This is a genomic window from Arthrobacter globiformis, from assembly GCF_003261175.1.
Taxonomy (GTDB): domain Bacteria; phylum Actinomycetota; class Actinomycetes; order Actinomycetales; family Micrococcaceae; genus Arthrobacter; species Arthrobacter globiformis_A.
In genome coordinates, this window is sequence record NZ_QLNP01000013.1 from 49,521 (window position 1) to 63,772 (window position 14,252).

Annotated in this window: 11 protein-coding genes; 8 read left to right on the forward strand and 3 right to left on the reverse strand. The window is 65.1% G+C overall.

Annotated elements, in window-relative coordinates; all coding sequences use genetic code 11:
- Window positions 1-87: 87 nt before the first annotated feature.
- On the forward strand, window positions 88-549 hold the full coding sequence (locus tag DBZ45_RS01525; protein WP_111902219.1) for a MarR family winged helix-turn-helix transcriptional regulator: 462 nt from the start codon (window positions 88-90) through the stop codon (window positions 547-549).
- The gene (locus DBZ45_RS01530; protein ID WP_111902220.1) at window positions 546-1,847 is read left to right on the forward strand and encodes an MFS transporter; all 1,302 of its coding nucleotides are present in this window, start codon (window positions 546-548) and stop codon (window positions 1,845-1,847) included. Before DBZ45_RS01525 ends, DBZ45_RS01530 begins: the two co-directional genes overlap by 4 nt.
- Here the strand turns inward: DBZ45_RS01530 and DBZ45_RS01535 are convergent.
- Window positions 1,813-2,346, reverse strand: a complete 534-nt coding sequence (locus tag DBZ45_RS01535) for a GNAT family N-acetyltransferase (protein ID WP_111902221.1) — start codon at window positions 2,344-2,346, stop codon at window positions 1,813-1,815. The two genes, DBZ45_RS01530 and DBZ45_RS01535, sit on opposite strands and share 35 nt — an antisense overlap.
- Window positions 2,347-2,481: 135 nt before the next feature.
- Between DBZ45_RS01535 and DBZ45_RS01540 the strand changes: the two genes are divergently transcribed.
- Window positions 2,482-2,697, forward strand: coding sequence for an AsnC family protein (locus DBZ45_RS01540; protein ID WP_111902222.1), 216 nt, complete (start codon window positions 2,482-2,484; stop codon window positions 2,695-2,697).
- 57 nt (window positions 2,698-2,754) lie between these two features.
- On the opposite strand, the gene DBZ45_RS01545 is transcribed toward DBZ45_RS01540, so the two are convergent.
- Both DBZ45_RS01545 and DBZ45_RS01550 read right to left on the reverse strand, forming a co-directional pair.
- Window positions 2,755-4,992: an immunoglobulin-like domain-containing protein gene (locus DBZ45_RS01545; RefSeq protein ID WP_111902223.1), complete on the reverse strand. Its 2,238-nt coding sequence runs from the start codon at window positions 4,990-4,992 to the stop codon at window positions 2,755-2,757.
- 177 nt (window positions 4,993-5,169) lie between these two features.
- The gene (locus DBZ45_RS01550) at window positions 5,170-7,707 is read right to left on the reverse strand and encodes an alpha-L-arabinofuranosidase C-terminal domain-containing protein (protein WP_111902224.1); all 2,538 of its coding nucleotides are present in this window, start codon (window positions 7,705-7,707) and stop codon (window positions 5,170-5,172) included.
- A 314-nt stretch (window positions 7,708-8,021) separates the two neighbouring features.
- On the opposite strand from DBZ45_RS01550, the gene DBZ45_RS01555 reads away from it, so the two are divergent.
- From DBZ45_RS01555 to DBZ45_RS01575, 5 genes are all read left to right on the forward strand, one after another.
- Window positions 8,022-9,002, forward strand: a complete 981-nt coding sequence (locus DBZ45_RS01555; protein WP_111902225.1) for an ABC transporter substrate-binding protein — start codon at window positions 8,022-8,024, stop codon at window positions 9,000-9,002.
- 121 nt (window positions 9,003-9,123) lie between these two features.
- Entirely contained in the window at window positions 9,124-10,650 is a 1,527-nt protein-coding gene (locus DBZ45_RS01560; RefSeq protein ID WP_111902270.1) for a sugar ABC transporter ATP-binding protein, read from the forward strand.
- Window positions 10,647-11,690, forward strand: a complete 1,044-nt coding sequence (locus DBZ45_RS01565) for an ABC transporter permease (protein WP_111902226.1) — start codon at window positions 10,647-10,649, stop codon at window positions 11,688-11,690. The genes DBZ45_RS01560 and DBZ45_RS01565 overlap by 4 nt, the downstream gene beginning before the upstream one ends.
- Window positions 11,690-12,706 carry a galactofuranose ABC transporter, permease protein YjfF gene (gene yjfF / locus DBZ45_RS01570; RefSeq protein ID WP_190242959.1) on the forward strand — a complete coding sequence of 339 codons (1,017 nt, stop codon included), beginning with the start codon at window positions 11,690-11,692 and terminating at the stop codon, window positions 12,704-12,706. Before DBZ45_RS01565 ends, yjfF begins: the two co-directional genes overlap by 1 nt.
- A 72-nt stretch (window positions 12,707-12,778) precedes the next feature.
- The gene (locus tag DBZ45_RS01575) at window positions 12,779-14,236 is read left to right on the forward strand and encodes a family 43 glycosylhydrolase (protein ID WP_111902227.1); all 1,458 of its coding nucleotides are present in this window, start codon (window positions 12,779-12,781) and stop codon (window positions 14,234-14,236) included.
- The last annotated feature ends 16 nt before the right edge of the window (window positions 14,237-14,252 follow it).

Sequence of the window (14,252 nt, forward strand, 5' to 3'; positions counted from 1 at the left end):
TCGCGGGAACGCTTGGAGGATGATGGTTAGAGAAGCTAATTAGCGTTGCTAACTATTTCCCTGACCAACAGGAGGCGCACTTCCTCGATGCCTGCGACCGGAGCGGCACACCAAGACACGACACAATCCATCAGGCCGGACATCCTGGCGATCGACCTGCGGACCGCCGTGATGCGGACCTCGCGCCGGCTCCGGGTCGAAGCGACCGGAGACATCATCACGCCTGGCCAGTACACGGTGCTGGCCCAGCTCCACAGCGACGGCCCGCGCACACCCCGGGAGCTGGCGGCACGGGAGCACGTGCAGGCGCCTTCGATGACCCGCATCGTGAACGCCCTCGCGGAGCAGGGGTTCGTATCCCGGTCATCGCACCCGGAGGACGGCCGCCAGATTCAGGTAGGCATCACCCCTGCCGGTGTGGACGTCCTGGAAGAGGCGCGGGAACAGCGGACGGCCTGGCTGGCCCAGCGGGTCGCCGGCCTGAGCCCCGAGGACCGGCTGACCCTCAGCCGCGCCGCGCAGATCATGCAGGAGATGAGCGGCCGATGAGCACCACCTTCCGGGCGCTGCAGAACCGCAACTACCGGCTGTGGGCCGGTGGGGCCCTCATCTCCAACATCGGCACCTGGATGCAGAGGGTCGCACAGGACTGGCTGGTCCTGACCGTCCTCACGGACCATTCCGGCACCGCCGTCGGCATCACCACGGCCCTGCAGTTCCTTCCCATGCTGCTGCTTGGCCCCTACGCAGGAGTGCTCGCGGACCGGCACCGCAAACGCGTGATCCTGCTGTGGACGCAGTCGGCAATGGGGCTGTGCGGGCTGGTCGTCGGGCTCCTGGTGGTGACCGGTGTGGCGCAGTTGTGGCAGGTGTACGCGGCCGCCCTCTTTCTTGGGCTGGCCAGCGCCATTGACGGACCGGCACGCCAGTCCTTCGTCTCCGAACTCGTGGGACAGGACCACATCGCCAATGCTGTGTCCCTCAACTCCGCCTCCTTCAACACCGCCCGACTCACGGGACCGGCGATCGCAGGCGTGCTCATAGCCTGGGTCGGCACCGGCCCCGTCTTCCTGCTCAACGCCGCCAGCTTCGCCGCGGTCCTGATCTCGCTGGCCCGGATCCGCGTATCGGAACTGATCCCTGCCGCACCGACCGTCCGCAGCAAACACCAGGTTGCCGAGGGACTGGGCTATGTCCGCCGCCGTCCGGATCTGGTGCTGATCCTCGTCCTGGTGGGCATCCTCGGGGCGTTCGGCATGAATTTCCCCATCACCAACGCCCTGATGGCCACGGCTGAATTCGGCATGGGGCCCGGTGAGTTCGGGCTCCTGGGCTCCATCATGGCTGTCGGGACACTAGCCGGAGCACTGCTGGCCGCCCGCAGGTCCCGCCCGCGGCTGCGTTTCCTGCTTGGCGGAGCACTGGGGCTGGGCCTCTTTACCCTGATCGGCAGCGTCTCGCCGTCGTTCTGGCTGTACGCCGCCATTCTGGTCCCGGTGGGCCTCGCCTCGATTACCTTCCTGAACAGCTGCAATACAAGCATCCAGCTGTCAGTGGAGCCGCAGTTCCGGGGAAGAGTGCTTGCCCTATATCTGGCAACCCTGCAGGGAGGGACTGCTTTGGGGGCCCCGCTCATGGGCTGGCTTGGCAGCACCTTTGGCGCGCGCTGGTCGGTGGCCGCCGGCGGCGCCGTCGTCCTGCTGACCGGATTGCTCGCAGTGATCGTGGTGGTCCGGAGCAGCCGGCTGACTCTGCGGCAGCAGCTACGCGCCTCCTTCCCGAGGAGGCGCGCGCCTCACGGGAGCGCCGTCGTCAGCCCTTCCCCGGAAGGGGGCACTCCAGGATGAAGTCGCTCTCCACCGAGTCGCCCAAAGTGAATGACTTCGTCCCCACCTTGGTGAAGCCTGATTTCTCGTAGAAGCGGATGGCCCTGGCGTTCTGGCTGTTGACCCCCAGCCAGACGCTTGCCGCTTCCCGCTCCGCGGCCCAGTCCAAAGAGGCCTGCATGAGCGTGGAGGCTGCGCCCCGTCCGTGGTGGTCCGAATGCACGTAGCACTTGCTCAGCTCGACCGATCGCTGTCCACCCAGGGCGCGGAGCACGTCGGGGTCCGTTGACTGACGGTCGACAAGCAGGGTGTATCCGTCAAGCCGTGCGCCCTGCTCAAGCACCAGGATGGCGATCTTGCTGTCGGCGAGGTACTCGGCGAAGTTGTCCACGCTCAGCGTCCGCTTGAGGTGGAGACGGATGTCCTCCGGCGAGGATCCCGGAGGGCAAGCGAGCAGGAAGGTGGCCGCCGCCAAGTCAGCCAGGGCAGCGGCGTCGCCGGCAACGGCCTTGCGGATCATAGAAACTCCGATGTGTGAGCGGGCGAAATCACTACAAAGGATTGTAGGCCCGCCTCGGCGCGTACCCCCAGGCACCGCAGAGAGCGGCGCCAACTTTCATTGATGCGCAGAGTATCGTCAACTAAGGTTGACGGTATGGAGGTGAACCGGTTGAAAACATTGGTGGGATCCATGGACGGTGACAACCCGGTGAATGGCCTGCAGGCCGTTGCTGAGCTGCATCGCGAAATCGGACGGGCGGAAGCAACCTTGGTCCGGCGGGCGCGCCTGGCGGGTCTGTCCTGGGAGGCGATCGCGAATGCCCTCGGCGTCAGCAAGCAGGCTGTCCACAAGAAGTACGGCAAGAAATAGACCAAAGGGCTTCGCCGGTACCGGCGAAGCCCTTTGGCTCAGTAATCCAGAACTACATCACGGGTGCGCGTGCAGCCGTTCCAGCTCCGTCTTGGTGACGGGCAGGACCGTGCCGTGGCGCGGAGCCCGCGGCAGCTCGTAGTTGGTGGAGAGCTTCCAGTTCGGGTTCTCCAGGCTGGTGCTTTCCAGCGGGATGTAGCCGCGGCCGCCGAATTCATCAACGAACAGGTAGTACTTCTCCTCGGTGTTCGACTTGAAGATGGTGGGCCCTTCCACCCCGCCCGTTCCGGCCTTCTTGCCGATGCAGTTGGCCATCAGCGTCCAGTTGCGCGGGTTCGTGGTTGGCACGTCGACGGCAAGCAGGTCGCCCGACTTTTCCTGCATGATGTCCAGGCAGCCCGAGACCTGCCCCTCGTCCTTGGTGAACCGGTAGTAGGTGTCACCCTCCTTGATGACGGTGGAATCGATCACCGAGTTGCCGGGGTCGTTCCAAACCCTGGCCTCGGTGAAGGTCCTGAAGTCGCGGGTGGTGGAGTACATCATCTTGTTGTGCGTGCCGCCGGTGTGGTTGGGGTCGTTGTCGGCGTAGAGCTTGGAGGCCCAGTACACGACGTAGGCGCCGATCTTCTCGTCGTAGTGCGCTTCCGGCGCCCAGGTGTTTCCCGCCGTGTCCGGCGAAACCTTCACGTGCCGCTGTCCGGACCAGTTCACCAGGTCGGTCGACTCCCAGACCTCGATGTGCTGGCTGCCCTGGCGCTGTGAGGAGTCCCAGCTGGTGCCGCCGCCGATGGAGAGGTCCGTGGCGATCATGTAGAACTTGTCGCCCTCCGGAGAACGGATGATGAACGGATCGCGCAGGCCCTTGGTGCCGAGGCCGGACTTGAGGACCGGCTTGCCGCCGTTCAGTTCGTCCCACTTGAGTGCGTCGTTGCCGCGGCTGGCGGCCATGTAGATGTTCTCGCCGGCGAGGTCGTTGCCGGTGAAGTAGGCGAACGCGTAGCCCTCCTTGGCCTCGGCCTTGGGCAGCGGCAGCACCGTGACGCGGAACTTCTTCCTGTCCTTGGTCTTGCCGAGGGACACAGTGGCGTGGAGGTTGAGCTTCACCGGGGCACTGCCGTAGGCCGGCCGGGTGACCTCGCCCGTGGCCGCGATCGCCGCGGTATCGCTCGACTCCCATGCCACCTTGGTGCCGTACAGCCCCGCCGTCGGCAGGGTAATGTTCCCACGGATCGCATCTGCGTCCCACACGTTCAGGGCTGCGGCGGCCTCAGCGACCTTCTGGGCGTTGCTGATGTCTTCCGGCACCGTGACGGCAAAGGATTTCGACGCCGATGCCCCGCCTGAGGTGGCCGTGGCGGTCAGCGTCACCGTCGCATCTCCGGTTCCGTGAGCCGGCCGGGTCACGGCCCCCTGCGCGGACACGATGGCCGGATCCGAGGAGGACCATGTATAGGCCGAGCCGTTCGGCCCGGTCAGAGGCAGCTTCAGGCTGGCGGTCACGGCGGAGGTGTCCCCCAGCGACAGGTCCTGCAGATCGAGGGCAACGCGCTGCTCCGGGGAAACGTAACCAAGCTCCCGCACCTCGTCGGCGGAGAGTGCACGGTTGTAGATCCGGAAGTCGCGGACTTGCCCCTTGAGGTACTTGTCGCCGCTGTAGACGGACCGCCCGAGGTAGTTCGCCGTGGTCGTTCCTCCCCCGATGCTTCCCGGGGTAATGGTGACGCCGGTCTTCCGGGCGACCTCGGTACCGTCCTCGAAGAGGATGGCGGTGCCGCCGCTGAGGGTGTAGGTGATGGTCTTCCAGGCCCCGCGCGCCAGGTCCCGGTTGGCGCTGAGGGTCTGTTCCGTCGACCAGTTGCCGCTGGCGATGGACGTCCGGTACGCGTTGCCGGTGGTGAAGAGGTAGCCGTTACCGGTGCCGTTGGTGGTGTTGCCCATCCCCCAGATGAAGTAAGGGGCGCCCTGGTCGGCGGCGATCTTCACGTCCGTGGAGACGGTGATGGAGCCGAGCCCGCGCATGACGTCGTTCGGGAGGCGGACGTGGGCATTGGTGCCGCCGAGCTGCAGCCCTTCGCTGCCCAGCGTGGTGGCGTCACCACTGATCACGCCGTTGCGGCCGTTGCCGGAGCTGTCCGCTGCCACGGTGCCGGAGGTTTCTGTCAGGTTGTATTTGAGGACCAAGCCGTCGTCGACGGCGGCATGGGACGGTGCTGCTGCGGCCAGCCCGCCGAGCGCCAGCGCAGCAGCGGCAATCAGCGCCGGGCCCGTCCGGGCCCGTGAGGAGGTAGGGGACATTGAGACTCTTTCATTCGGGTGGCCCGAAGGCCGCTGCTTGGAATGGGAACGCTGTTGAAATGGCGGGAAAGAAGCAATCGGGAACAAACGACGTCGGACTGGCCGACCTAAAGGGGACGGCCCGGCTGTGCATTTAGCCGGGCCGTCCCGGTCAAAGCCGTGGCTTTGGCGTGCTGCCTACTTGCGGGCTGCGGCGAGCCGGATGAAGGTCACCGAGTTGGGCTCGAACTGGTAGGTGAAGGCCGCTCCGGCCCCGCTGAAGGTGCTCGACGCCGGGGCCAGGTTCTGCCCGTCGGCCGTCTGGGTCAGGGTGGTCACCGCGGCAGAGGAGCTGATGTTGGCTGCGCCCGCCACCTTGATGTCCACCGGCGTCTTTTCGGCCTTCGTGTTCACCACCTTCACGATGGTGTCGCCGGACTTGGCGTCCTTGGTGACCACGGAGTAGACGGGGTCGGCCTGGGTGTCGTCCACTGTGCCCCACAGGACGTTGTCCAGGTAGAGCTTGGCGGTGCGCCCGGAGACCTCGATCCGGATGTCGTATTCATGCCCGGTCTGGATGGTGGTGTTCTTTTCGATGACGTTCGTCTTGCCGCCGTTGACGGCCTTTTCGACGACGGACTTGGAGTTGTTCCAGCCGCCGAGGTTCCACCAGAAGTAGTTTCCGGTGTCCTTGACGCCGAAGGAGACCAGGAAGCCTTCCGAACCTGCCAGCTTGGTGGCCTTGGTGTTGAGCGTGTAGTTGCTCCAGTCGGCGTTTCCGGCGGTGACCATCGTGTTCTGGGCGGTGGTGCTGGACTGGACGTAGCCGCCGTCCTTGATGGACCAGGATCCGGTGCCGTTGCCGGTCCAGGCAGACGCAGTTCCGGAGAAGTCGTCACTGAACAGGGTGCCGCCGTCCGCCCCGGTGACCTTGACGTCGTCGTAACGGGCGGAGGTGGCCCACGTGGACAGGCCGATCTTGCCGGAAATCGGCACCACGGTGGAGGCCGGGTTGTCCTGCGTGCTCGGAACCACCTGGGTTCCCACGTTGTTCATGAACAGCTTCTGGACCTCGTAGTTGGGGGTGGTCCGCACGGACGTTCCGTTGAAGAACATCATGTCCGGGCTCCACTGCGTGTTGGCCTCGTTTGCAATCAGCGGCGCGTAGGACGCCATCTTGACCACGTCCGCATTCCGCTCCAGCCCGGTCATGTAGGAGGCTTCCGCCAGGGCGTTCTCCGGCTTGTTCCCCTGCGACGCGTACTCGCCGAGGAAAACCTTGTAGCTGTTGCGGTCGTAGGAGTCGTAGCGGTGGTTGTTGTTCAGGAACCACGACGGCGTGTTGTAGTAGTGCTCGTCCACGAGGTCCACGCCGGTGGTGGCATTGAAGCTGGCGAGGTCCTCGAATTCGGGCCCTTGGCTGAACGGGCCGGTATTTCCGATGATCTTGATCTCGGGGTGGGCCTTCCGGACGGCGTTGTAGAACTGGGTGAAGTACTGCTTGAACGCCGGCTTGTACTCCTCGTTGCCCAGGCTGATGCGGTCCAGGTTGTAGGGCGCCGGGTGGCCGTAGGCGATGCGCTTGGCGCCCCACTCGGTGCTGGCGTCGCCGTTGGCGAACTCGATCAGGTCCAGGGTGTCCTGGATGTAGCGGTCAAGCGTTGCCTGGTCCGGGGCCTGGTTGCTGTCCCCGCAGCCGGTCACACCCACCGGGACCACCGGCACGGGAACGGCCCCCATGTCCTCTGCCCACTGGAAGTACTCCATGTAGCCGAGGCCGTAAGTCTGGTTGTAGCCCCAGAAGTTCCGGTTGGCCGGGCGCTGCTCCACCGGCCCAATGGTGTCTTTCCACTGGTAGGTGCGGGCCCGAGTGTAGTTGGGGGCCGAGTAGGTGTCGTAACTGCCGGTGTTGACGATGCAGCCGCCGGGGAAGCGCAGGAATCCGGGGTTCAGGTCATCGATCTTCTCGGCGAGGTCCTTGCGGAGCCCGTTTTCCCTGCCGTTCCAGGTGTCCTTGGGGAACAGCGAAACCATGTCGAGGCGTACGGTGCCGGTTCCCTGGACGAGGGTGGTGAGCCGGCCGGCGCCCGTGGAGGACTTGGGCGAGAGAGTGACCTCGTACTTGGCCCAACTGTCGCCCTTGACCTTGACGGTGGCGATGTCCAGCCGGGTGCCCTCCGGGGTCTCCAGGGTCACGGCGAGGGTCGATCCGGAGGGGTTGGACGTGCGCGCCCACACCGAATAGTTGTACTTCTTGTGCGCCTCGAGCTTCTGCCCCGCGTTCCAGCCGCTGTTGCGCACGCCCACTCCGGCGCCGGTTCCCGCGCCGGCGGCGGTGGCGTCGATCTGCAGGTAGTTCCGGTTGTTTCCGTTCAGCCGGTTGCTGTCATTGACGACGGCGACTGTTCCGTCGCTGCCCCGCTTCAGGGTTTCCCAGGCGGTCATCGGGGTGTAAGTGCGGTTGTCCCCGGAGTTGAATTCGAAGGACCGGTTCTGGACAAGTTCCGCGTAGATGCCACCGTCGGCACCCTGGTTGATGTCCTCGTAAAAGGCTCCGTACATGGTCGAATCGATCGAAGGCCCGGAGCCGGCAGCGTTGATGCTGATGGTCCGGTTCTCGCCCGCTTCAGCCTTGGCGCCCAGGACCGGCGTCATTGACAGCAGCGCGGCCGTCAGGGACCCGGCAAGCACCATGGTGCAGGTCCGCCTGGCGGGACTTGATGGTTTTGATGGCATGGAAGGGAAGGCCTTTCTCCATTGAACGGTTCGCCGGCGCGGGTTTGACCGGGCTGCGGTGTGGAGCAGCCTCTTTTGTGAACGCTAACAAATTGCCGACCGGAGTCGAGTATTCGACATCTTTCGACTCTTGTAAAGGGCATTCCCAAAATCGACAGGCATTCCACGAGCGCTTCGAAATTGTGACCGAAGCTACTTGACGAGCCAGATTGTTAGCGTTCACAATAATCCACAGAGCGCATCAGCTCACTTGCAGCAACGGCGGTGTTTGAAGTCTCCCGCCTGCATGTAACTAACGCTTCCGGGAGGATGTTGTGTTTAAGAAATCCCTGCTTGCGGTGGCCGCCGCATCAATGCTTACCCTCACTGCGTGCGGCGGAACCGCCGGCGCCGGCAGTGCTGCCGGCAACTCCGGCGATGACAAGATCACCATGGGCTTTGCCCAGGTCGGCGCCGAAAGCGGCTGGCGCACCGCCAACACCAAGTCGGTCCAGGATTCGGCAAAGAAGGCCGGAGTGGACCTGAAGTTCTCCGACGCCCAGCAGAAGCAGGAGAACCAGATCAAGGCCATCCGCTCCTACATCCAGCAGAAGGTGGACGTCATCGCTTTCTCCCCCGTGGTGGAGTCGGGCTGGGACACGGTGCTGAAGGAAGCCAAGAACGCGAAGATCCCTGTCATCCTGACCGACCGCGCGGTCGACTCCTCGGACAAGACGCTGTATAAGACGTTCCTTGGCTCGGACTTCGTGGAGGAAGGCAAGAAGGCCGGCGAATGGCTTGTTGAGCAGTCCAAGGCGAGCGAACCTGTCAACATCGTCGAGATCCAGGGCACCACCGGATCCGCGCCGGCGAACGACCGGAAGGAAGGGTTCGCGGAGGCCATCAAGGCTGACCCGGACCTAAAGATCGTCGCCTCGCAGAGCGGTGACTTCACCCGCAGCGGCGGCAAGCAGGTGATGGAGGCCTTCCTCAAGAACAACGCCGACATCGACGTCGTGTTCGCCCACAACGACGACGAGGGCCTGGGCGCCATCGAGGCGATCGAAGCCGCGGGCAAGGTCCCCGGCAAGGACATCAAGATCATCACGATCGACGCCGTGAAGGACGGCATGACCGCCCTGAGCAACGGCAAGATCAACTACATCGTCGAGTGCAGCCCCATGCTCGGCGACCAGCTCATGGATCTGGCCAAGAAGGTCATCGCCGGCGAGAGCGTGCCCGAGCGCGTGGTCACCGAGGAGACCACCTTCACGCAGGAGCAGGCCAAGCAGGTTCTTGCCAGCCGCCCCTACTGATCCATAGCTGAACCGCGATCTCCTGTTCGTCCGTGCGGCGGCGGATCACCGCCGCCGCACGGACACCAAAGCCGCATGGCAGCCAGTTGCATGGCAGACCTCGCACAGAAAAGACATGAGGATGAACGAAATCGTTCCGGTCGTCGAGATGACCGACATAGCTATTGGATTCCCAGGAGTTAAGGCGCTCGACGGCGTCGACTTCCGCCTCTTCCAGGGTGAAGTCCACGCCCTGATGGGCGAGAACGGCGCTGGCAAGTCCACGCTGATCAAGGCCCTGACCGGCGTGTACGCCATCGACTCCGGGACCATTACGGTACTCGGCGAACCAAAGCGGTTCTCGACGCCGGGCGAATCCCAGGCGGCCGGCATCAGCACCGTCTACCAGGAAGTCAACCTCTGCCCCAACCTCACCGTTGAGGAAAACGTCCTGCTGGGCCGCGAACCGCGCCGGCGCGGCTCCATCGACTGGAAAGGCGTGCGGACGCGGACCCGTGAAGTCCTCGCCGAACTGCAGCTGGACCACATCGATCCCGGATCGCTGCTGTCCACCCATTCCATCGCCGTCCAGCAGCTGATCGCCATCGCCCGCTCGGTGGAGATCAACGCCAAGGTCCTCATCCTGGACGAGCCGACGTCGAGCCTGGACGCCGACGAGGTCAGGCAGCTTTTCCGCGTCATCCGGGACCTGCGCAACCGCCGTGTCGCCATCCTGTTTGTCTCCCACTTCCTGGAGCAGGTCTACGAGATCTCGGACCGGATGACCGTCCTGCGCAACGGCAAACTCGTGGGCGAATACCTGACCCGCGACCTGTCCCGGATGAGCCTTATCTCCAAGATGATCGGCAAGGACATGGAAGCTTTGGCCGAACTGGACCAGGCCCCCGCCCGGACGCGTGCCAGCAATGGCGCCGGCGTAACGCCCTTCATCGAGGCCAAGGGCCTCGGCCGGAAGGGCTCGGTTTCCAACGTAGACCTGTCCATCTATCCGGGTGAGGTGGTGGGCCTGGCCGGCCTGCTCGGTGCCGGCCGGACAGAGATCGCGCGCCTCTTCTTCGGCGCCGACAAGGCCGACGAGGGTTCCATCAAAATCAAGGGCGCGGGCCAGAGGATCCGCTCCCCGCGCACCGCCATCGACAAGCACATCGGCTTCTGCTCGGAGGACCGCAAGGAGGAAGGCCTCATCGGCGAGCTCACCGTCCGCGACAACCTGGTCCTGGTCATGCAGGCCAGCAAGGGCTGGGCCCGCCGCATCCCCCGCCGCGTCCAGGACGAACTCGTGGCCGAATACATCGAGGCCCTCGACATCCGGCCGGCCAACCCCGACGCCCTCATCAAGAACCTCAGCGGCGGAAACCAGCAGAAGGTGCTCCTGGCCCGCTGGCTGGTGACCCACCCCGAACTCCTGATCCTCGACGAGCCGACCCGCGGCATCGACATCGGGGCCAAGACCCAGATCCAGAAGCTCGTCAACAAACTCGCGGCCGACGGCATGTCCATCCTCTTCATCTCCTCCGAGCTCGAGGAAGTGCTGCGCGTGAGCGACCGCGTTGCGGTCATCAAGGACAGGGCACTGGTCGCCGAAATCAACAACGACGACGTCTCCGTGGAAGACGTCATGACGGTCATCGCCGGAGGTGCCCAGTGAAATCCCTTTTGAAACACCGCCTGGCGTGGCCGGTGATTGCCCTCGCAGCGCTGCTGCTGCTGAACCAGGTCTTCAAACCTGACTTCATGAGCCTTCGGATGCAGGACGGGCACCTCTATGGCAGCCTGATCGACATCATGCGCAACGGCGCACCAACCATCCTCATCGCCCTCGGCATGACACTCGTCATCGCCACCCGCGGCATCGACCTTTCGGTCGGCGCGGTGGTGGCGATCGCCGGCGCAGCATCGTGCGCCTACATCGCCGCTTCCCCCGAGCCCGGATCCCCGGTGACGGCCGCAACGGCGGTCCTTATCGCCGTCGTCGCCGCTCTTGCCCTGGGAGTCTGGAACGGCTTCCTGGTGTCCACCATCGGCGTGCAGCCAATCATCGCCACCCTGGTGCTCATGACGGCCGGCCGCGGCGTGGCCCAGCTCATCACCGGCGGGCAGATCGTCTCCGTGTCGAACGACTCCTACAAGTCGATCGGCGCCGGATACCTGTTCACCCTTCCGGTCTCCATCCTGATCACCGCGGCAGTGTTCGCCCTGGCGGCCGTCCTCACCCGGCGCACGGCGCTGGGAACCCTGATCGAGGCGGTCGGCATCAATCCCGTCGCCAGCCGCCTGGCCGGGCTCCGCGCGCGGAACATCATCTGGATCGTCTACGTCTTCAGCGCAGTCTGTGCCGCCATCGCCGGCCTGATGATCAGCTCCAACGTCACGGCAGCCGACGCCAACAACGCCGGCCTGTACATCGAAATGGACGCGATCCTGGCCGTGGTCATCGGCGGCACGTCGCTGGCAGGCGGGCGGTACACCCTGGTGGGGACCGTCGTCGGCGCCTTCATTATCCAGACCCTGACCACCACCGTCTACACCCTGGGCATTCCGCCGGAAGTGACGCTGGTGTTCAAGGCACTCGTGGTCATCACCGTGTGCCTGCTGCAGGCGCCGAAGGCGCGGAACCTGCTCAGCCGCCTCAAGGCGGCACCCAAGCCCGCCGCTCAGGAAGCCGCAAAGGAAAAGGTCGCCATCTGATGTCCCCTCTGTCCACGCTTACGCCCCTGACCGTCAAAAAGTCCTCACCGGCGCGCAACCGCCTCCGCGGGGGTGCACGCTATGCGCCGACGCTTGCCACCGTGGGCCTGTTCATCGCCATGTTCGCCGTGGGTGCGGGAATGTACCCAAGCTTCCTCTCCGGCCAGGTCTTCCTGAACCTGTTCATCGACAACACCTTCCTGATCGTGCTCGCCGTCGGGATGACCTTCGTGATCCTCACCGGCGGCATCGACCTTTCGGTGGGGGCCGTCGTCGCGCTGTCCATGATGGTGAGCGCCACGCTCCTGCAGCAGGGCTGGAACCCGGGGGCCGTCATCGTCCTGGTGCTGCTCATCGGCGGCGGACTGGGGCTCCTGATGGGGCTGGTCATCCAGTACTTCGATATCCAGCCCTTCATCGTGACCCTGGCCGGCATGTTCCTGGCCCGCGGCCTCTGCTACGTCATCAGCCTGGATTCCATTCCGGTCACCGAAGGGTTCTTCACCGGCATGGCGCAGGCGCAGATCCCGCTGCCCGGGGACCTTTTCGTCTCCCCGGGCGTATTGCTGGCCCTCGGAATCGTGACCGTGGCCTTCTTTGTCCTGCACCACACGCGCTTCGGCCGCACGGTCTACGCGATCGGCGGCAACGAACACTCCGCGATGCTGATGGGCCTGCCGGTTAAGGCCACCAAGATCCTGGTCTATGCCCTGAGCGGCCTGTGCTCGGCGATTGCCGGCATCCTGTTCTCCTTCTATAGCCTCTCCGGCTACAGCCTCGCGGCCCAGGGCATGGAGCTCGACGCCATCGCGGCCGTGGTCATCGGCGGCACCCTGCTCACCGGCGGCACCGGCTACGTCCTGGGATCCGTCGTCGGCGTCCTGGTCCTGGGGATCGTCCAGACCTTCATCGCCTACGACGGCACCCTCAGCTCCTGGTGGACGAAGATCGTCATCGGCGGCCTGCTCCTCGTCTTCATCCTGCTCCAGCGGCTCTTCGCCCGGAAAGCCGGCTGACTGCCTGACCCTTCCCGCCCCACCCGCACGTCGATCCCGCACGTCCCTCCCGCACGTCGAAAGGTCTTAAGCATGAATGATTCCGTCAACCGCCAGTTCTCCCGCAGGCTCTTGCTCGGCTCCGGAACCGCGGCAGCAGCCGCCTTCGCTGTCGCGGGTGCCGGAGGCGGGGCCCTGGTGGCTGCGTCCCCTGCCGCCGCAGCTCCTGCCGGCTCGGCTCCGCTGATCAACCCGCTGGTGCCGCAGCGGGCGGACCCGTGGCTCATGAAGCACACGGACGGCAAGTACTACTTCACCGGCTCCGTGCCCGAGTACAACCGGATCGTCGTGCGCTCCTCCCCCACCATCGCCGGCCTTGGCAGTGCTTCCGAAGCGGTGGTGTGGACGCGGCCCGCGGCCGGAACGATGGGCGGCCACATCTGGGCCCCCGAGCTGCACCACTTCGACGGTAAGTGGCACATCTACTTCGCCGCCGGCGACAGCAACGACGTGTTCCGGGTGCGGATTTACGTGATTTCCACAGACGCGGCGGACCCGACCAACGCCGTCTGGGGAGCACCGGTCCGCGTCTACACGCACGCCGACACGTTCTCGCTGGATGCCACCACCTTCGAGCACGCCGGCACGCGCTATCTGCTCTGGGCGCAGAGCGACACCGGCGTGAACTCCAGCCTGTACATCGCCGCCATGTCGTCGCCGTCGACGCTCGCCAGCACCCCGGTCCGCATTGCCGTGCCGACGCTGGACTGGGAGACCCGCGGCTACAAGGTCAACGAAGGCGCCGCGGTGATCAAGCGGAACGGCCGCATCTTCGTCACCTTCTCCGCCAGCGCCACGGACGCCAACTACTGCATGGGCCTGCTGACGGCCGACGCCGGCGCCGACCTGCTCAACGCAGCATCCTGGACGAAGACACCCACTCCGGTGTTCACCACCAATGAGGGCTCGAAGCAGTACGGCCCGGGCCACAACTCCTTCACCGTCGATGAGGCCGGCAACGACGTGCTCGTGTACCACGCGCGCTCCTACCGGAACATCGTGGGCGACCCGCTCTACGACCCCAATCGGCACGCCCGGGTCCAGCGGCTGTACTGGAACGCGGACGGTACGCCGAACTTCGGCGTACCGGTGGGCGACGGCGAACTGCCGGTCCGCTTGGAACCCGCCTCTGGTTCGGGTACTTTCCTGGCGCACGACGGCGTCGCCGTCACCGCCGCTTCCTCCCCCGCGCTGGGAGCGTCCCAGTTCCGGCTCGCGCCGGGGTACGCCAAGAAGAACTCGGTGGTCATCGAACCAATCCTGACCAAGGGCCGTTATCTCCGCGTGCAGGGGTCAGTGGTTTCGATCGCTACTACGGAGGGGTCGTCGTCGGCCTTCCTGCAGCGGGGCGGCCTCTCCGATGCTGCCGGCGCCTCGTTCGAGTCGGTCGACGTGCCGGGTTCCTATCTGGTGCTTCGGAACGGGGCCCTCGTTTTGGCGAAGGTGGGGAAGAATGAGCGGGCTGCGGCCACGTTCTTCCTGCGCTCCTAAGGCTGCGCTCCTAGAG